Genomic DNA, 17,998 nt, shown 5'->3' with positions numbered 1-17,998 from the left:
AGGCGCTGCGTTCAGCGGCGCGGGTTGCTGTCGGATTGGCGGAGCATGCTGACGATCAGTGTGATCACCGTGATCGGCAGCACATAGCCGAGCATCACGCCCGAGAAGGCCGGCAGGCTTTCGTGCTGTTGCGCCTGCAGCACGAGCCAGGCGGTGTAGATAGCGTAGTAGGCCAGGAACACGCCGCCTTCCCAGCGTGCGATCTCGCGCCCGCTGATCATGATCGGCAGGCAGGCGAAGGCCACCGCCAGCATCACCCACAGGTCGAAATTGCGCGCCGCCTCCGACACCGGCAGGCCGGCACCCGACACGATGCCGGTGAGGCCGAGCACGGCGAGGATGTTGAACACGTTGCTGCCCACCACGTTTCCTACCGCGATGTCGCGCTGGCCGCGCATCGCGGCGACGATCGAGGTGGCGACTTCGGGCATCGAGGTGCCGACCGCGACCACGGTGAGGCCGATCACCAGGTCGCTGACGCCGAAGGCGCGTGCGAAGGCGACCGCCGAATCCACCAGCCAGTTGGCACCGACCACCAGCATCACCAGACCGACCACGATGAGCCCGATCTGCACGCTCCAGTGGCGGTCCCAGTTCGAGGTGGGGATCTCGGTTTCGAACTCATCCTGAACACTCTTCGAGGCACGCCGCGATTGAACGACCAGGAACACCGTGTACGCGATCACGAGAGCGAACAGCGTGATCGACTCGATCAGACCGATCCGACCGTCGAGCGCAACCACCACCAGTAGCGCCGAGGCGCCGATCATGATCGGGATCTCCTGGCGGATGATCTGCTCATCGACCAGTAGCGGCGTGATCAGGGCCGAGATGCCGAGGATCAGCAGGATGTTCGCGATGTTGCTGCCGACCACGTTGCCGATCGCCAGATCCGGGCTGCCCGAGAGCGCGGAGCCCACTGAAACCGCCATCTCTGGCGCACTGGTGCCGAAAGCGACCACAGTCAGGCCTACCACCAGGGGCGACACGCCGAAGGACACCGCCAGGCGTGAAGCGCCGCGCACGAGGACGTCGGCGCCGATGACGAGGACGACGAGGCCGAGGACGAACATCAGGGTTTGCTGGAGCATGAGGAAGAGTCTTGCGTTCTGGTTCGGGGCGGGACAGTGCAGACTGTTGCGCAGGCCAGAGGTTCGCACGCGAGTACGATCCTGCGCGGTCCTGCGCGGACGATCAAAAGAAGACGCCCCTCACCGTTGCCGGAGAGGGGCGTGCGGTACGGGGCAGTATTTTACAGCCCGGCGTCGGCGCGCAGGGCGGCCGCCTTGTCGGTCTGTTCCCAGGTGAAGCCCGGCTCATCGCGGCCGAAGTGGCCGTAGGCCGCGGTGCGGGAATAGACGGGGCGCAGCAGGTCCAGGGCCTGGATGATCGCCTTCGGACGCAGATCGAAGTGGTGGCCGATCAGTTCGACGATCTTCTCATCGGCCACTTTCCCAGTGCCGAAGGTGTTGACCATCAGCGACACCGGACGCGCGACACCGATTGCGTAGGCCACCTGCACCTCGCATTTGTCGGCGAGGCCCGCGGCGACGATGTTCTTGGCCACGTAACGGCCGGCGTAGGCGGCCGAGCGGTCGACCTTGGACGGATCCTTGCCCGAGAAGGCGCCGCCGCCGTGGTGGGCCGCACCGCCGTAGGTGTCGACGATGATCTTGCGCCCGGTCAGGCCGCAGTCGCCGTGCGGGCCGCCGACCACGAAGCGGCCAGTGGGGTTGACGAGGTAGCGGACGTCGCCCTTCATCAGCTCGGGCGGCAGTACCGGCTTGATGATCAGCTCGATCACCGCCTCGCGGATCTGCTCCTGGGTGACGTCGGGGTCGTGCTGGGTGGACACCACGACGGTGTCGATCGCCACCGGCTTGCCGTCGACGTACTTGACCGTGATCTGGCTCTTGGCGTCGGGGCGCAGCCAGGGCAGGCGGCCGTCCTTGCGCACCTCGGCCTGGCGCTGCATGACGCGGTGGGCGTAGTAGATCGGCAGCGGCATCAGGCTGTCGGTCTCGTTGGTCGCGTAGCCGAACATCAGGCCCTGGTCGCCGGCGCCCTGGTCGAGCGGGTCGTCGTTGGCAGCATTGACCCCCTGAGCGATGTCGGGCGACTGGCGGTTGATCGCGGCCAGCACCGCGCAGCTCTTGTAGTCGAAGCCGATGTCGGAGTTGTCGTAGCCGATGCGGCGGATCACGTCCTGCGCGATCTCGCGGTAATTGGGGTGAGCGGTGGTGGTGATCTCGCCCGAGATCACGACGAGGCCTGTGGACACCAGCGTCTCGCAGGCGACGCGCGCCTTGGGGTCTTCGGCGAGGATGGCGTCGAGCACGCCGTCGGACACCTGGTCGGCGACCTTGTCGGGATGGCCTTCGGAGACCGACTCGGAGGTGAAGAGAAACTCAGCCATGCTGCTGCTCCTTGAAAAGCAAAAATCCCCGTCATTCTGGCCTTGCGTCTGCGGCCAGCTCCGGGGATTTCGTCGAGCAGCCGACGCTTTAGCAGTATTTGTGAGGCAGCCCCGCTGCCATGCCGCCCTGCAAGTTGTCGAGTTAACTCGGCGGCAAGTCGCGGATTATAGACCGAAGCGGCCGGGTGTGTAAGCATTCGGGGCGCACGGTGATTTGCGTCTCTCCGTGAAAGCGGCTGTGGAGGCGGGCTGGCGTGCGAATGGCTGCGACCGAACAGGCGATGTTCGCAGATACGCCCGCGCCCACAATCTCTCTTGTCGCGGTCACTTGTCGCTGTCGTTTCTCGTTCTCTCGTCGTTGTCGTGCCGCGACGCTTCGGGCACTTTCATGGGATCCCGTTCGTGTTGCTTCAAAGCTTCTTTCGACTGCTCTCGCGCCTGCCCCTGTCCTGGCTGCACCGCCTCGGCGGTTGGGCGGGCTGGCTGACCTACAAGGCCTCACCGTCCTACGCTCGCCGCCTGCGCGAGAACCTGTTCAACGCGCTCGGTCGCGAGGACGAGGCGGTGCTGCGCGCGGCGATTGTCGAGGCCGGGCGCCAGGCGCTCGAGTTGCCCTTCATCTGGGGGCGGCCTGCATCCGAGGTGGTGGCGAGCGCCGTGCGCACCGAAGGCTGGGCGCTGGTCGAGGCCGCGCGCGCCGAGGGCGCGGGCATCCTCTTCATCACCCCTCACCTGGGCTGCTTCGAGATCACCGCGCAGTGCATTGCGGCGCAGATTCCGATTACCGTGCTTTACCGCCCGCCGCGCAAGGCAGTGCTGCAGCCGCTGATGGAAGCCGGTCGCGCACGCGGGCAGATGCGCACCGCGCCGGCGGACCTGTCGGGCGTGCGCAAGCTGGTGAAGACCCTGCGCAGCCATGAGGCGGTGGGCATGCTGCCCGACCAGGTACCGGGCGCGGGCGAGGGGGTGTGGTCCACCTTCTTCGGCAAGCCGGCATGGACGATGACGCTGGCTGCGCGCCTGGCGGCGGTGAAGGGCGTGCGCGTGATCTACACCTGGGCCGAGCGCCTGCCGCGTGGCGAGGGCTATGTGTTCCGCCTGCAGGCGCCTACCGAGGCGCTGACCGGCGAACTGGAAGCCGATGTCGCGATCATCAATCGCGAGGTCGAGCGCATGATCCTGCAGTGTCCGCAGCAGTACCTGTGGGGCTACAACCGCTACAAGGGGCCGCGCCGTGAGCGCGAGGAGGATGTGCCCGGAGCGGACGCGGAGCGCGCATCGTGAGCAGCCTCGTCATCGCCCTGATCTGGCTCCTGCACTGGCTCCCGCTGGCGGTGCTCGCGCGCGTGGGCTCGGGCTTTGGCTGGCTGCTGTATTGGGTGGTGGTGCCGCGCCGCAAGGTGGCGCTGACCAACCTGCGCCTGTGCTTCCCCGAACTGTCCGAAACCGAGCGGCGACGGCTGGCGCGGCGTCACTTCGCCCTCGCCGGACGCAGCATGCTCGAGCGCGGCCTCGCCTGGTGGGCCGGTCCCGCGCGCCTGCGGGCGACGGTGCGCATCGACGGGCTCGAGCATCTGCACAGGCTGCGCGCCGAGGGGCGACCGGTGCTGCTGCTCGCGCCACACTTCCTCGGTCTCGACATGGCGGGCACCCGGCTCACGCTGGAAGGCGACTTCGTCAGCGTGTATGCGCCGCAGAAGGACAAGGTCTTCGATCGCTGGCTGCATCACGGCCGCAGCCGCTTCAACAATCAGTTGCTGCTTTCGCGCCATGACGGCGTGCGTGCTACGGTCAAGGCGATGAAATCCGGCCGTCCCTTCTACTACCTGCCCGACCTCGACTACGGCCGCAAGGAGTCGATCTTCGTGCCCTTCTTCGGCGTGCAGGCGGCCACGATCACCGGCCTGCCGCGGCTGGCGCGGCTGGCGGGTGCGGCGGTGGTGCCCTGTGTGGTGCGAATGCTGCCGGGCGGTGGCGGATATTTGCTTGAACTCGGCGCGCCGTGGGCCGACTATCCCACGGACGACGTCGAGGCTGACACCCTGCGCATGAATGCCTGGCTCGAAGGTGTGGTACGCACCATGCCCGAGCAATACTATTGGGTGCATCGCCGCTTCAAGACCCGGCCCGAGGGTGAGCCGCGGATTTACTGAGACACTGGAAAGACCTGCGAGATGAAATTGCGCTTCACCAAGATGCATGGCCTGGGCAACGACTTCGTCGTCATCGATGCCACCCGAACGCCCGTCGAACTCACGCCTGCTCGGGTCAGGGCGATTTCCGATCGACACTTCGGTGTGGGCTGCGACCAGTTGCTGGTGGTCGAGCCGGCGAGTCGTCCCGGCGTTGACTTCCGCTACCGCATCTTCAACGCCGATGGCGGTGAGGTCGAGCAGTGCGGCAATGGCGCGCGCTGCTTCGTGCGCTTCGTGCACGACAAGGGGCTCACCGACCAGGATGAGATCCGGGTTGAGACGAAATCCGGGATCATCGCCCCCCGACTGCGTGCCGACGGACTGGTTACGGTGGACATGGGAGTGCCCGAGCTTGCACCGGCGAAGATCCCCTTCGTGTCCGATTCGGATGCGGTGGTGCAGCCGCTCGCGGTGGGTGAGCGCGTGGTTGCGATCACGGCAGTTTCGATGGGCAATCCGCACGCGGTGCAGGTCGTGGCCGATGTCGATGCTGCGCCGGTGGTCGAACAAGGGGCGCTGATCGAGCGCCACGAGCGCTTCCCGGCGCGGGTCAACGCCGGCTTCCTGCAGGTGCTGGACGCCCATGCCGTGCGCCTGCGCGTGTTCGAGCGCGGCGCAGGCGAGACGCTTGCCTGTGGCACTGGCGCCTGCGCGGCGGTGGTCGCGGGCATCCTGCGTGGCCTGATCGAATCGCCGGTGCGGGTGCACACCCGCGGTGGCGAGCTGGAAATCGCCTGGGCCGGACCAGGTGCGCCGGTGTCGATGACCGGACCGGCAGTGACCGTATTCGAAGGCGAAATGACGCTCGACTGAAGGGTGCAGGACTGCCCACCAGGCGCGGGCCCCGTTTTTTGCGGCCCGCCCCGCGCCGGATGGCAGCACTGAGGATTGCCGACTGTCGCCGTACCTGTTGCCGCACTGGAGTGAAAAGAATGAATGCCGAAGATGTCGCGCGCTACCTGCGTGAGCACCCCGATTTCCTCAACGAGCATCACGAGCTGTTCACCGAGTTGACCGTGCCGCATCCACAGCATGGTGGGCAGGCGATCTCGCTCGCCGAGCGTCAGCTCCATGCCCTGCGCGACAAGATCCGCGCGCTGGAGGTCAAGCTGGCTGAACTGATCCGCTTCGGCGAGGAGAACGACGACATCAGCGCCAAGGTGCACCGGCTTGCGGTCGCGCTGCTGCTGGCTGGCTCGCAAGCTTCGGTCCGTGCCGCGTTGGTCGATGGGCTGCGCGACGATTTCGCAGTCCCGCATGTCAGCCTCAAGCTGTGGGGCGCGGTTGCGGAGGCAATAGGCGAGGGCTCGCCCTTGGGCGACATGGCGGTCAGCGAGGCGGTGCGCCGGCAGATCGATGCCTTGCGCCACCCTTATTGCGGTGCGCCCGAAAGCATGGAGATGGCGAGCTGGTTCGGCGAGGCTGCTCCCCACATTCGCTCGCTGGCGCTGATGCCGCTGCGTGACGCGGGTGGGTGTTTCGGTCTGCTCGCCCTGGGGAGCGAGGAGGCCGAGCGTTTCTATGCGGAGATGGGCACGCTGTACCTCAACCGCATTGGCGACATGGCCGCCGCCGCGCTGGCGGCGCGCGCGCGCTGAGTGTGCGCACAGGTCGTCCGGCGATGCCGGCCGCACGCCGTGACCTGCGTACCTCGCCGATGAAAGCGTCGCTCCACAGCGCTCAAGATGCGGCCGTGCCGCTTCCAGCGGATTTTGAGGCCTGGCTCGACTGGCTGGCCACGCAGCGGCGGGCGTCACCGCTTACGCTCAAGGCCTACCGGGTGGGCCTGCAGGCGCTGTTGCGCATGGCCGACGGGCGCCCGGTTGCGGAGCTGGAAAGCCAGGACGTGCGCCGCTTCGTCGCCCGTCTGCATGGCGAGGGGCTGCAGGGGCGCAGTATCGCCCGCCACCTTTCGACCTGGCGGGGTTTGTACCGCTGGCTGATCCGTCACCGCGGCCTGCGCGCCAATCCGGTGCTGGGTGTCCGGCCGCCCAAGACGGCCTCCACGCTGCCGCGTGTGCTGTCGCCCGACCAGGCGGCGGCATTGCTTGAGCCGGCGGCAGAAAATCTGCTCGAAACGCGAGATATCGCGATGTTCGAGCTTTTTTATTCATCCGGTCTACGTGTCTCCGAACTCGCCGGCCTCGACATCGAGGGCGGACTGGATCTTGCCGAGGCCATGGTCACGGTGCGCGGAAAGCGCAACCGCAACCGCAGCGTGCCCGTGGGGAGCCGGGCCGTGTGCGCTCTGCGTGCCTGGCTCGCAGTGCGGGGACAACTTGCGCCTGCGGGAGAGCCCGCGCTCTTCGTCACCCGCAGCGGCGGCCGTCTGAGCATCAGCGGCATCGCCAACCGGCTCGGCCAGCGGGCACGGGCGCTGGGGCTCAGCGTGCATGTCCATCCACACATGCTGCGGCACAGCTTCGCGAGCCATCTGCTGCAGTCGAGCGGCGACCTGCGCGCGGTGCAGGAGTTGCTCGGTCATGCGAGCATTCGCAGTACGCAGATCTACACTCACCTTGATTTTCAGCACCTGGCGAAGGTCTATGACGCAACCCATCCGCGCGCAAAAAAATAGCTTACGCCCTTGACAATCCCCATATTGGGTAGCCTGGAAAGTAAGCATATTCTCCGATCGGATATGCTCATGGTGTCCAAGTAGTCGCTAAAGACTCCATAACTATTCCAATACCGCCTCAAGCCTGCAAAAGTGGTAAAGCAGGGCAAGGCAGCAATGTGGAAACCATGCCTCCTCCAGTTCTCCCCGCTCCTCTGCACAATGCACCGCAGGACAATGGCCCGTCAGGCAGCGACGCGCGCCGCGTGCTGCGTTCGGTAGCGCTCATTCTGGCTCAGCACGAGATTCGCAGCGTGCGTCGGTGGTTCGAGGAGTTCGATCGCGACATCCTGTTGGCCATCCTGCTCGGCGAGATCGCGCTCCACAATGTCGGTGCGCTGCAGCATGGCCTTGCCCGGCGCGGGCACAATGGCAATGGGCACGACGAGGCCGATAGCGAGGATGTGCTCGCCGAGGCGTTCATGCGCAAGATGAACCCCTGTAATGCCTACTCCATCGCTGCAGCGACGGGGTTGCCGCGAGAGACCGTGCGACGAAAGATCGCCCGCCTGATCGAGATGGGCTGGATCGTCCGCAACGGGAACGGCCACCTGTACATCACCGAGTCGGCGCTGGCGCAGTTCGGCGCCCTGCTCAGTTCAAGCGCGCTGTGCGAACTGCTTGAGACCGCGGACCGCCTGCGTGCCTTGATCGAAGGGCCGGCAGCCTGAGGTCTCAGGCTCGCGTCATCCGTTGAGCGGGTGCTGCCGCGCTAGCCCGCGGCAGTGAAGGCCTGGGTGGTCGGCCACGCCATCAGCGCGTATGCGAGGGCGGACGATAGTCCGGGTTCGGGCCGGGTTCGGCTGTCTGGAAGGCGCTCGCGATCAGGACGATGGCGAGCACGATCAGCGCGAAATACTGGCGCTGCCCTGCGGCACCGGGCAGATGCCGTGCCGCGCTGTAGTACATCTCCTTCATGTAGCGCATGCCTGCCAGCGCGAGCGCCAGCATGCCGGCGCCCAGCAGCCGCGCAGCGCTTGGGTCGAAGTCGTGACCCATGGAGGGATCCCAGCGCGAGGGCAGGAAGAATGCCGGTGCCTGGGTGAGCAGATACAGCCCCCCCAGCAGGCACAGCGTCAGTGCCACCACCTGCAGCGAACGCACCGGTCGCTCTCAGCGCGCGTCGAACAGGTCGCCGCCCGCGCGCGGCGGCGCGAGCCCGAAGTGCTGCCAGATGGCGTGCGTGGCCATGCGCCCGCGCGGGGTGCGCTGCAGGTAGCCCTGCTGGATCAGGTAGGGCTCGATGACGTCCTCGATGGTGTCGGTGGATTCACCGATCGCCGCGGCAATGTTGTCCAGGCCGACCGGACCGCCGCCGAATTTCTCCAGCATTGCCGACAGCAGCTTGCGGTCCATCAGGTCGAGGCCGAGGGTGTCCACGTCCAGCATGCGCAGCGCCGCGTCCGCCACCGCCGCGGTAATGTGGCCGCCGGCTTTGACTTCGGCATAGTCGCGCACGCGGCGCAGCAGTCGGTTGGCGATGCGCGGCGTGCCGCGCGCGCGGCGGGCAATCTCGAGTGCGCCCTTGTCGTCGATCTCGACGTTGAGCAGGCGCGCCGAGCGCCCGACGATGAAGCCGAGCTCCTCCGGCGTGTAGAACTCCAGCCGCGACACGATGCCGAAGCGGTCGCGCAGCGGGTTGGTCAGCATGCCGGCGCGGGTGGTGGCGCCGACCAGGGTGAAGGGCGGCAGGTCGAGCTTGACCGAGCGGGCGGCCGGGCCCTCGCCGATCATGATGTCGATCTGGAAGTCTTCCAGCGCCGGGTAGAGGATTTCCTCGACCACCGGCGACAGGCGGTGGATCTCGTCGATGAACAGCACGTCGTGCGGCTCGAGGTTGGTGAGCAGCGCGGCGAGGTCGCCCGCGCGTTCGAGCACCGGGCCCGAGGTCTGGCGCAGGTTGACCCCCATTTCGGCGGCCACGATGTGTGCCAGCGTGGTCTTGCCCAGCCCGGGCGGACCGAACAGCAGCACGTGGTCGAGCGCCTCGCTGCGATTGCGTGCGGCCTGGATGAAGATCTCCAGCTGTTCACGGATTTTGGCCTGGCCGACGTATTCGGTCAGTCGCTTGGGCCGCAGCGCGCGCTCGATCGCGTCTTCCTGGCGGTCGGCGGGGGCGGCGGAGATCAGGCGCTCGGCGGGGGGGGCGGCCTTGAGCTTGTCGGTTTCGATCATGGGTGTGTCCTTGCCGGGATCACCGGGCGGCGCCCCGCAGCGCGGGACGCATGGAGCCTGTGCATCATGGCTTCGAGAGCGCCTTCAGCGCCTGGCGAATGCCGTCGGAGACGCCGACGCCCTCGGCCAGCGCCTTCATCGCCGACAGTGCCTCGCGCTCGTTGTAGCCGAGCGCGAGCAGAGCGTTGAGGATGTCGCTCCGCGCGTCGGGTGCGGCGCCCGGCGCTGCGGTGAGGCGCGCGCCAGCCATGCTGGGCAGCGCCTTGCCGAGCTTGTCGCGCAACTCCAGCAGCAGGCGCTCGGCGGTCTTCTTGCCGATGCCAGGGATTTTCACCAGGCGCCCGGCCTCCTGCAAGGCCACCGCCTGCGCGAGGTCGTTGACCGAGAGCCCGGAGAGCACCGCCAGCGCCATGCGCGCGCCCACGCCGGAGACCTTGAGCAGCTGGCGGAACGCAGCGCGCTCCTCTTCGGTGGCGAAGCCGAACAGGAAATGGCCGTCCTCGCGCACCACGTGATGGGTGTGCAGGCTCACTGCGCCGCCGGTGGCGGGCAGGTTGTAGAAGGTGCTCATCGGCACGTCGATCTCGTAGCCGACGCCGTGCACGTCGACGAGGATCTGCGGCGGGTTCTTTTCCAGCAGGGTGCCGGTGATGCGTCCGATCATGGGGGGCTTCGGGAAGAACGCCTCGATGGCGCGATGCGCAAGTCTATCAGGGCTGGGCCCTGCCGCAGCAGCAAGGGTGGGATTTCATACAGCGCCTGGACAGCAGGGCGAGGCCTCCTGGGCGGTCCACGCCCGGTGGCTGCGGAGCGGGACCGCTGCGCTTGCAGGGGCGTGCGCATCCACAGCCATTCGCTTATCAGGCTAGAATCCAGCGGTTTCGCGGGCCAGCGCCCGAATTTGCCGGCCGGCACGCCAGCCCGTGGAGGGCCGCCGATGCCTGACGGCCATAATCAAAGAGGAGACTCCCATGCAGCCGATGAAGAAACTCGCCGCCGCTCTTGCCCTTTTGGGTGCGATGGTCGCCACCGCACACGCTGACGACATCAAGGTCGGCATCGCGCTCGACATCTCCGGGCCGTTCTCGGCGCTCGGCGCCGAGGCGCGCGACGGTTTCGAGCTTGCGATCGAGAAGCTCGGCGGACAGCTCGGGGGGCGGCCGGCGGAGTTCATCCGCACCGATTTCGGTGGCAACCCGGAGCAGGCCAACCAGCTCGTCTCGCGCTACCTGCAGCGCGACAAGATCGACTTCTTCACTGGCCCGATCGGCTCCAATGCCGCGCTCGCGGTCGGGCCCGCGCTGTTTGCCGCCAAGGTGCCCTACCTGTCTGCCAACCCCGGCCCGAGCGCCTACGCCGGTGCCAAGTGCAGCCCGTACTTCTTCGCCCAGTACCAGAACGACACCTACGACGAGGCAGCGGGCAAGGTCGCCAACGAAAAGGGTTACCAGAACGTGGTGCTGATCGCGCCCAACTACCCGGCCGGCAAGGACCACCTGAACGGTTTCAAGCGCCTGTACAAGGGCGCGGTGAAGGACGAGATCTACACCCGGCTGGGACAGATCGACTACGCCGCCGAGATCGCGCAGATCCGTGCGGCTGCGCCGGACGCAGTGTTCTTCTTCCTGCCGGGCGCGATGGGCATCAACTTCGTCAAGCAGTTCGTCGGTGGTGGCCTCAAGGACATTCCGCTCATCGCGCCCGGCTTCTCCGCCGACGAAGATGTGATCCAGGCCGTGGGCGAGCCGATGCTCGGCGTGCTCAATACCGCGCACTGGACGCACGACCTCGATGTGCCGGCCAATGCCGAGTTCGTCGCAGCCTTCCGCAACAAGTACGAAGGCCGCTACCCCTCGGTGTACGCAGCGATGGCGTACGACACGCTGATGGCGATGGACGCCGCGGTGCGCGATGTCGGCGGCAAGCTCGAGGACCGCGAGGCAGTGCTGAAGGCGCTGAAGAACCCGAGCTTTGCCTCGGTACGGGGTGCGTTTCAGTACGGCGCCAACAACTTCCCGGTGCAGAACTACTATCTGCGCGAGGTAGGCAAGGACGCTGAGGGCCGCCTGACCAACAAGCTGGTCGGCACCGTGCTCGAGCAGCACCAGGACGCCTACGTCAGCGAGTGCAAGATGTAAGCTGGACGCTATCTTCGCCCGATGGATGCCATCTTCGTCTTCGAGCAGTTGCTCAACGGCCTGGGCTACGGGCTCATGCTGTTCCTGATCGCCGCCGGGCTCACGCTCGTGTTCGGCATCATGGACACCATGAACCTCGCCCACGGCTCGCTCTACATGGCCGGCGCGTACGTGGCCGCGCGTGTCCATGAAACGAGCGGCTCGTTCGCGCTCGCGGTGCTGGTCGCAGTTGGTTTGACGGTGGCGGTGGCGGGGGTGCTCGAACTCCTCGTCATCCGCCGCCTGTACCGGCGCGACCATCTGGTACAGGTGCTCGCCACCTTCGGCATCATCCTGATTGCCGACGACGCGGTGAAGGCGATCTGGGGCGTGGCGCCGCTGCTGGCCTCCACGCCCGCGGCGCTCGCCGGGCCGGTGCAGCTGTTCGAGGGTCTGCCCTATCCGTCCTATCGTCTGCTGCTGATCGGCGCCGGGCTGGCAGTGGCGCTCGGGCTGTATCTGCTGGTGAACAGCACCCGCATCGGCATGCTGGTGCGCGCCGGCGCGTCGAATCGGCAGATGGCGGAGCTCATGGGCGTGCGCGTGGGCGCGGTGTTCTCCTTCGTATTTGCGCTCGGCGCCGGGCTGGCGGCGCTGGCCGGAGCGCTGATGGCACCGATCAGTTCGGTGCAGGTCGGCATGGGCGAGGCGATCCTGATCCCGGCGTTGGTGGTGATCGTGATCGGCGGTATCGGCTCGGTGCGCGGTGCCTTCGTGGCTGCGCTGCTGGTCGGGCTGGTGGATACCGCCGGACGCGCCTTCCTGCCGCCGGCACTGCGGGCGGTGCTGCCGCCTTCGGTGGCGGCAGACCTTGGCCCGGCGCTCGCCGGCATCGCCATGTACGTGCTGATGGCGGCCGTGCTGACGCTCAAACCCGCGGGGCTGTTCCCCGCGCGCGGGTGAGGGTGGGTATGCACGAACGTTTCCCCGGACTGGCGCGTCGTCTGCCCTGGGTTGTCCTGATCCTGCTGGTGCTGTTTCCGCTCGCTGCGCCTGCGCTCGGTCTCGAGTACTACGTCGGCTTCGTGCGTCGCGTGCTGATCGTGGCAATCGCGGCGACCAGTCTCAACTTCATCCTCGGCTACGGCGGCATGGCGGCGCTCGGGCACGCGGGCTTCGTCGGCGTCGGCGCCTACACCGTGGTGGCGCTGGTCGAGGCGGGGTTCTCGTCGGCCTGGCTGGCGTGGGCGAGTGCGGCGCTGGTCGCCGGCCTGGCCGCGGCGGCAATCGGTGCGGTGTCGCTGCGCACGCGCGGGGTGTATTTCATCATGATCACGCTCGCCTTCGCGCAGATGCTGTACTACCTGGCGGTGTCGCTGCGTACCTGGGGCGGGGACGACGGCTATGGCATCTATACGCCGCTGGTGATGGGGGCCTGGCTGGACGCCGCGCATGCGCAGATCTTCTACTGGGTGGTACTGGCGATTGCAGCGGGGGTGTTTGCCCTCTTCAGCCGGGTTGCGCATTCGCGCTACGGCCATGCGCTGCGCGGCATCCGCGACAACGAGACGCGCATGGTGGCGCTCGGCTATCCGGTGTTCTGGCTCAAGCTCGCGGGTTTCGTTGCGGCCGGCGCGGTTGCAGGGCTGGCGGGCGGGTTGCTGGCCAGCCATAACGCCTTCGTCAGCCCCGGCATGATGCATTGGACGCAGTCTGCACTGCTGCTGGTGATGGTGATGCTGGGTGGTGCCGGGCGGCGCTGGGGCGCGCCGCTAGGCGTGGCGCTGTGGCTGACGCTGGAGGAGGTGCTGAAGTTGTACACCGACTACTGGCACTGGCCACTCGGCCTGCTCCTGCTGCTGGTCGTGTTCCACGCCCCGCAGGGGCTGGCGGCACTGCTCGAGCGCCGCGGGGCGCGCACATGAGCCTTTTCCATGCGCAAGGCCTGGTCAAGCGCTTCGGCGGGCTGCTTGCCACCGACCACGTCGAGCTTGCCGTGGAGGCGGGCGAGATCCATGCCCTCATCGGCCCGAACGGTGCGGGCAAGTCCACTCTGGTCAACCTGATCTCGGGCCTGCTGCCGGCCGATGCCGGACGTGTCGTGCTCGATGGTGTCGATCTGAGCACCCTGTCGCCGCACCAGCGTGTGCGCCATGGTTTGGCGCGCTGTTTCCAGATCACCAGCGTGTTCCGTAACGACAGCGTGCGCGACAATCTGCTGCTCGCGGTCCAGGCGCAGGCCGGGTCGAGCTTCCGCTTCCTGCGCCGGCGCGAGCTTGAGCGCTCGCTGGCTGCGCGGGCCGAGGCGCTGGCCGTGCGTACTGGCCTTGCGGAGGTGCTCGACCGCAACGCCGGCACCCTGCCGCACGGGCTGCAGAAGCGGCTGGACGTGGCGCTTGCGCTTGCTGCGCGGCCCAGGCTGCTGCTGCTGGACGAGCCCATGGCCGGGATGGGGCCGGAAGACTCGCAGCAAATGGTGGCGATGATCCACAGCCTGCGTTCCGACACCGCAATCCTGCTCATCGAGCACGACATGGATGCCGTGTTTCAACTTGCCGACCGCATCTCGGTGCTGGTCTATGGCCGCGTGCTGACGACGGGGGATGCGGCGCACGTGAAGGGGCATCCCGAGGTGCAGTCGGTCTATCTGGGCACGGAGGTGCCGGCATGCGGATGACGCGTTCCCGGTGGGAACGGGCAAGCCCATGCCTGCAGGCGCGATCCCTGCGCACGCGCGACCGCGGAGGCGCACGATGAGCCCGCCGTTGTTGAGGTGCCGCGGCCTCGAGGCGGGCTATGGGGTCAGCCAGGTGCTGTTCGGGCTCGACTTCGACATCCAGCCCGGCGAGGTCATTGCCCTGCTCGGACGCAACGGTATGGGGAAGAGCACGACGATCAAGACCATCGTCGGCGGCCTGCGCCCGCAGCGTGGTGAGATCCTGTTCGACGGCCGTCCGATCCACGCCGCGCGCGCCGACCATATCGCCCGCCTCGGCGTGGCGATCGTGCCGGAGGGCCGACAGTGCTTCCCCAATCTCAGCGTGCGTGAGCACCTGGTCGCCTTCGCCGATCGCCGCAACGGCGTGGCTGAGCCGTGGACGCTGTCGCGCCTGTATGCGCTCTTCCCTCGCCTGGCTGAGCGCGCTGGACACATGGGCAATCAGCTTTCGGGCGGAGAGCAACAGATGCTGGCCATCGCGCGCGCGCTGTCGACCAACCCGCGCCTGCTGATCCTGGATGAAGCGACCGAAGGCCTGGCGCCGGTGATTCGCGAGGAGATCTGGCGCTGCCTGGCGCTGCTCAAGGCCCAGGGGCAGACCACGCTGGTGGTGGATAAGTACGTCGAGAAGCTGCTGCCGCTGTCCGACCGCAACCTCATCCTGGAGCGCGGGTGCATCGCATGGCAGGGTGGCTCGACCGAGCTGTATGCCCGGCGCGAGCTGTGGACGCGTTATCTCGGGGTGTAGGCGCCCATTTGCGTGCAAGCCTGCGCCCACGGAGCATCAGAAGGGGCCGATCTGTTTTCGGCTCGTCTGCTGCTCACAGCAGCACGATGTCGTACTGCTCCTGCGTGTAGCTGGCCTCGGCGTGCAGGGAGATCTTCTTGCCGATGAAATCGGACAGCATTGCAAGCGACTGGCTTTCCTCGTCGAGGAAGAGGTCGATGACGTTGGGCGCGGCGAGCACGCGGAATTCACGCGCATTGAACTGGCGCGCCTCACGCAGCAGTTCGCGCAGGATCTCGTAGCACACCGTGCGCGCGGTCTTCACCTCGCCGCGGCCGCTGCAGGTCGGGCAGGGTTCGCACAGCAGGTGGGCGAGCGACTCGCGGGTCCGCTTGCGCGTCATCTCCACCAGACCGAGCGCAGTGAAGCCGTTGATCGTCATCTTCGTGTGATCGCGTGACAGCGCCTTGCGGAACTCCTCCAGCACCATCTCGCGGTGCTCGACGTTTTCCATGTCGATGAAGTCGATGATGATGATGCCGCCGAGGTTGCGCAGGCGCAGTTGGCGGGCGATGGCCTGGCTGGCTTCGAGGTTGGTCTTGAAGATGGTGTCGTCGAAGTTGCGCGCACCGACGAAGCCGCCGGTGTTGACGTCGACCGTGGTCATCGCTTCGGTCTGGTCGATGATCAGGTAGCCCCCCGATTTCAGGTCCACGCGTCGCGCCAGCGCCTTCTGGATTTCCTCTTCGACATTGTAGAGCTCGAACAGCGGACGCTCGCCGCTGTAGTGCTCGAGCAGGGGCAGCACCTTGGGCGTGTATTCGGCGGCGAAGGCGGTGAGCTTCTGGAAGTTCTCCCGCGAGTCGACGCGGATGCGGTCGGTTTCGTCGTTGACCAGGTCGCGCAGGGTGCGTTGCCCGAGGCCAAGATCCTCGTGCAGCAGCTTGGGCGGAAACAGTCCCACGGTGGAACTGGAAACCTCGCGCCACAGCTTGCGCAGGTAGGCGATGTCGGCGGCGAGTTCCGGGTCCGATGCGGACTCGGCCATGGTGCGCACGATGAAGCCACCGGGCTCGTCCTCGGGTACCAGCGCCGTAAGTCGCCCGCGCAGGGCTTCGCGCCCCGCCTCGTCCTCGATGCGCTGGGAGATGCCGATGTGCTTTTCCTGCGGCAGATAGACGAGCAGGCGGCCAGCCAGGCTGATCTGCGTGGACAGGCGTGCGCCCTTGGTGCCGATCGGATCCTTGAGCACCTGCACCATCAGGCTCTGGCCTTCGGTGAGGATCTTCTCGATCGGCCGCGCCGATTCGCCGTTCTGGCGGTCGCTCCAGATATCGGCTACATGCAGGAAGGCGGTGCGCTCCAGGCCGATGTCGATGAAGGCGGACTGCATGCCGGGCAGCACGCGCACCACCTTGCCGAGGTAGATGTTGCCGACGATACCGCGGCTGGCGGTGCGTTCGACGTGCAGTTCCTGCACCACGCCCTGTTCGACGAGGGCGACGCGGGTTTCCTGCGGCGTGAAGTTGATGAGGAATTCGATGCTCATGTGCTGTCTGCGCTCACAGGGTGTAGCCGAAGGTTTCGAGCAGGATGCCGGTGTCGAACAGTGGCAATCCCATGATTCCGGAGTAGCTGCCGCGAATCTCCTCGACGAACAGGGCGGCGTGACCCTGAATGCCGTAGGCGCCTGCCTTGTCCATGGGCTCGCCGCTGGCGACGTAGCGGCGAATCTCCTGCTCGGGGAGGGTGCGGAAGCGCACTTCGCTGACCGATAGGCGACTGCGTGTACGCTCCCCGTCGCTCATCGCCACGGCGGTGAGCACGCGGTGGCTGCGCCCGGACAGGCGCTTGAGGATCTCCTGCGCCTCGGCCGCGTCGGCGGGCTTGCCGATGATGGCGCCGTCGAGCTCGATCGTGGTATCTGCCGCCAGGACGGGGCGGAGCATCAGCTTGCGCCAGATCACGCGGCGTGTGCCCGCCTCGGCCTTGGCGAGCGCTAGACGCTCGACGTAGCGGTCGACCGCCTCGTCCCGGAACGGGGTTTCATCGACATCCGCGTCCTCTCCGCGCTCGCCGGAGCGGAAAGTGAGGACGTCGAAATTTACGCCGATCTGGCGCAACAGTTCGCGACGGCGGGGACTCTTCGAGGCCAGGTAGATGCGTGGCGTGAGCGGCATGGATGCTTGGCTATTCGCGGTGATAGGGGTGATTGCGCAGCACCGTCCACGCGCGGTACAGCGCCTCGGCCAGCAGCGGGCGCACCAGTGCATGGGGCAGGGTCAGGCTGGAGAGGCGGATCGCCTCGTGTGCGCCGGATTTGAACTCGGGCGCGAGCCCGTCCGGCCCGCCGACGATGAGCGCGATGTCCTGGCCTTCGCCTTGCCAGGCTTCGAGCCTGCGCGCGAGCGCCAGGGTGGTGAGCTCGGTGCCACGCTCGTCGAGGATGACGCGGCGGCAACGCGGCGGCAGCGCGGCTTCGATGCGGGTGGCTTCGGCAGCCATCATCGCTTCCACCGTCTTGCCGCTGGTGCGCGGCTCGGCCTTGACCTCGACCAGTTGCAGAGGCAACTCGCGCGGCATGCGGCGCGCGAATTCGTCGAAGCCGGCCTGCACCCAGGCGGGCATGCGATGGCCGACGGCGACGACGAAAAGCTTCATTTCAGCGGGCGGTGGCGCGACGGCCCGCGGAGGGCGTGTTCCAGAGCTCTTCCAGCTTGTAGTGTGCACGCACTGCGGGCTGCATCACGTGTACGACGATGTTGCCGAGGTCGACCAGCACCCACTCGCCGGTTTCCTGTCCTTCCGTGCCGATGATCTCGCCGCCGGCCTCCTTGACCTTGTCGTGCACGTTCTGCGCCAGCGCGCGGGTCTGGCGGCCGGATTCTGCGCTGGCGATGACGATGCGGTCGAAGAGGGGGGTGTGCGTCGAAGTGTCGATGACTTCGATGTCGCGCGCCTTGATGTCTTCCAGCGCGTTGATGACGATCTTCTCGAGGGTGGGGGTGTCCATGTGCTTCCTGGTGAGGCGG

At 67.0% G+C, this 17,998-nt stretch carries 20 protein-coding genes; 11 read left to right on the top strand and 9 right to left on the bottom strand.

Going from position 1 to position 17,998, the window contains the following annotated elements; all coding sequences use genetic code 11:
• Positions 1 to 11: 11 nt before the first annotated feature.
• Both ACPT9U_RS11095 and metK read right to left on the bottom strand, forming a co-directional pair.
• Positions 12 to 1,091 carry a calcium/sodium antiporter gene (locus ACPT9U_RS11095; RefSeq protein WP_435750985.1) on the bottom strand — a complete coding sequence of 360 codons (1,080 nt, stop codon included), beginning with the start codon at positions 1,089 to 1,091 and terminating at the stop codon, positions 12 to 14.
• A gap of 161 nt (positions 1,092 to 1,252) precedes the next feature.
• Complete coding sequence (gene metK, locus ACPT9U_RS11090; RefSeq protein WP_435750984.1) at positions 1,253 to 2,416, bottom strand: methionine adenosyltransferase; 1,164 nt, start codon at positions 2,414 to 2,416, stop codon at positions 1,253 to 1,255.
• A gap of 402 nt (positions 2,417 to 2,818) precedes the next feature.
• Here metK and ACPT9U_RS11085 point away from each other — a divergent pair, with 402 nt between their 5' ends.
• The 6 genes from ACPT9U_RS11085 (at position 2,819) to ACPT9U_RS11060 (ending at position 7,899) form a co-directional block, all read left to right on the top strand.
• Positions 2,819 to 3,700, top strand: coding sequence for a lysophospholipid acyltransferase family protein (locus tag ACPT9U_RS11085; protein WP_435750983.1), 882 nt, complete (start codon positions 2,819 to 2,821; stop codon positions 3,698 to 3,700).
• On the top strand, positions 3,697 to 4,569 hold the full coding sequence (locus ACPT9U_RS11080; protein ID WP_435750982.1) for a lysophospholipid acyltransferase family protein: 873 nt from the start codon (positions 3,697 to 3,699) through the stop codon (positions 4,567 to 4,569). Before ACPT9U_RS11085 ends, ACPT9U_RS11080 begins: the two co-directional genes overlap by 4 nt.
• 21 nt (positions 4,570 to 4,590) lie before the next feature.
• Positions 4,591 to 5,424 (top strand): diaminopimelate epimerase, encoded by an 834-nt coding sequence (gene dapF, locus ACPT9U_RS11075; RefSeq protein WP_418364515.1) that lies wholly within the window; start codon positions 4,591 to 4,593, stop codon positions 5,422 to 5,424.
• Between the two features lie 119 nt (positions 5,425 to 5,543).
• Complete coding sequence (locus ACPT9U_RS11070; RefSeq protein WP_418364516.1) at positions 5,544 to 6,209, top strand: DUF484 family protein; 666 nt, start codon at positions 5,544 to 5,546, stop codon at positions 6,207 to 6,209.
• 59 nt (positions 6,210 to 6,268) lie between these two features.
• Entirely contained in the window at positions 6,269 to 7,189 is a 921-nt protein-coding gene (locus ACPT9U_RS11065) for a tyrosine recombinase XerC (RefSeq protein ID WP_435750981.1), read from the top strand.
• Positions 7,190 to 7,356: 167 nt separating this feature from the next.
• The gene (locus tag ACPT9U_RS11060) at positions 7,357 to 7,899 is read left to right on the top strand and encodes a helix-turn-helix domain-containing protein (protein ID WP_435750980.1); all 543 of its coding nucleotides are present in this window, start codon (positions 7,357 to 7,359) and stop codon (positions 7,897 to 7,899) included.
• A gap of 82 nt (positions 7,900 to 7,981) precedes the next feature.
• Here the strand turns inward: ACPT9U_RS11060 and ACPT9U_RS11055 are convergent, their stop codons facing one another.
• From ACPT9U_RS11055 to ruvA, 3 genes are all read right to left on the bottom strand, one after another.
• On the bottom strand, positions 7,982 to 8,332 hold the full coding sequence (locus ACPT9U_RS11055) for a hypothetical protein (protein WP_418364519.1): 351 nt from the start codon (positions 8,330 to 8,332) through the stop codon (positions 7,982 to 7,984).
• A 9-nt stretch (positions 8,333 to 8,341) separates the two neighbouring features.
• Positions 8,342 to 9,403, bottom strand: coding sequence for a Holliday junction branch migration DNA helicase RuvB (ruvB, locus tag ACPT9U_RS11050; RefSeq protein WP_435750979.1), 1,062 nt, complete (start codon positions 9,401 to 9,403; stop codon positions 8,342 to 8,344).
• A gap of 64 nt (positions 9,404 to 9,467) precedes the next feature.
• On the bottom strand, positions 9,468 to 10,067 hold the full coding sequence (gene ruvA, locus ACPT9U_RS11045; RefSeq protein ID WP_418364521.1) for a Holliday junction branch migration protein RuvA: 600 nt from the start codon (positions 10,065 to 10,067) through the stop codon (positions 9,468 to 9,470).
• Positions 10,068 to 10,374: 307 nt separating this feature from the next.
• Between ruvA and ACPT9U_RS11040 the strand changes: the two genes are divergently transcribed.
• The 5 genes from ACPT9U_RS11040 (at position 10,375) to ACPT9U_RS11020 (ending at position 14,987) form a co-directional block, all read left to right on the top strand.
• Positions 10,375 to 11,541 (top strand): ABC transporter substrate-binding protein, encoded by a 1,167-nt coding sequence (locus ACPT9U_RS11040; RefSeq protein ID WP_435750978.1) that lies wholly within the window; start codon positions 10,375 to 10,377, stop codon positions 11,539 to 11,541.
• A gap of 21 nt (positions 11,542 to 11,562) precedes the next feature.
• Complete coding sequence (locus ACPT9U_RS11035) at positions 11,563 to 12,483, top strand: branched-chain amino acid ABC transporter permease (protein ID WP_435750977.1); 921 nt, start codon at positions 11,563 to 11,565, stop codon at positions 12,481 to 12,483.
• An 8-nt stretch (positions 12,484 to 12,491) separates the two neighbouring features.
• Positions 12,492 to 13,445, top strand: a complete 954-nt coding sequence (locus tag ACPT9U_RS11030) for a branched-chain amino acid ABC transporter permease (RefSeq protein ID WP_435750976.1) — start codon at positions 12,492 to 12,494, stop codon at positions 13,443 to 13,445.
• On the top strand, positions 13,442 to 14,197 hold the full coding sequence (locus tag ACPT9U_RS11025; protein ID WP_435750975.1) for an ABC transporter ATP-binding protein: 756 nt from the start codon (positions 13,442 to 13,444) through the stop codon (positions 14,195 to 14,197). Before ACPT9U_RS11030 ends, ACPT9U_RS11025 begins: the two co-directional genes overlap by 4 nt.
• A gap of 76 nt (positions 14,198 to 14,273) precedes the next feature.
• Positions 14,274 to 14,987 (top strand): ABC transporter ATP-binding protein, encoded by a 714-nt coding sequence (locus ACPT9U_RS11020; protein WP_435750974.1) that lies wholly within the window; start codon positions 14,274 to 14,276, stop codon positions 14,985 to 14,987.
• A gap of 73 nt (positions 14,988 to 15,060) precedes the next feature.
• Here the strand turns inward: ACPT9U_RS11020 and rng are convergent, their stop codons facing one another.
• From rng to rsfS, 4 genes are read right to left on the bottom strand one after another with little or no spacing between them, the layout of a single operon-like run.
• Positions 15,061 to 16,515: a ribonuclease G gene (gene rng, locus ACPT9U_RS11015; RefSeq protein WP_435750973.1), complete on the bottom strand. Its 1,455-nt coding sequence runs from the start codon at positions 16,513 to 16,515 to the stop codon at positions 15,061 to 15,063.
• Between the two features lie 13 nt (positions 16,516 to 16,528).
• Positions 16,529 to 17,146, bottom strand: coding sequence for a Maf family protein (locus ACPT9U_RS11010; RefSeq protein WP_435750971.1), 618 nt, complete (start codon positions 17,144 to 17,146; stop codon positions 16,529 to 16,531).
• A 10-nt stretch (positions 17,147 to 17,156) separates the two neighbouring features.
• Complete coding sequence (gene rlmH / locus ACPT9U_RS11005; RefSeq protein ID WP_435750970.1) at positions 17,157 to 17,627, bottom strand: 23S rRNA (pseudouridine(1915)-N(3))-methyltransferase RlmH; 471 nt, start codon at positions 17,625 to 17,627, stop codon at positions 17,157 to 17,159.
• A gap of 1 nt (position 17,628) precedes the next feature.
• Entirely contained in the window at positions 17,629 to 17,979 is a 351-nt protein-coding gene (gene rsfS / locus ACPT9U_RS11000; protein WP_418364530.1) for a ribosome silencing factor, read from the bottom strand.
• Positions 17,980 to 17,998 lie beyond the last annotated feature (19 nt).

The sequence above is a fragment of the Thauera sp. AutoDN2 genome, assembly GCF_051280715.1.
Classification (GTDB): domain Bacteria; phylum Pseudomonadota; class Gammaproteobacteria; order Burkholderiales; family Rhodocyclaceae; genus Thauera.
This window is presented reverse-complemented; position numbering and strand designations above follow the sequence as displayed.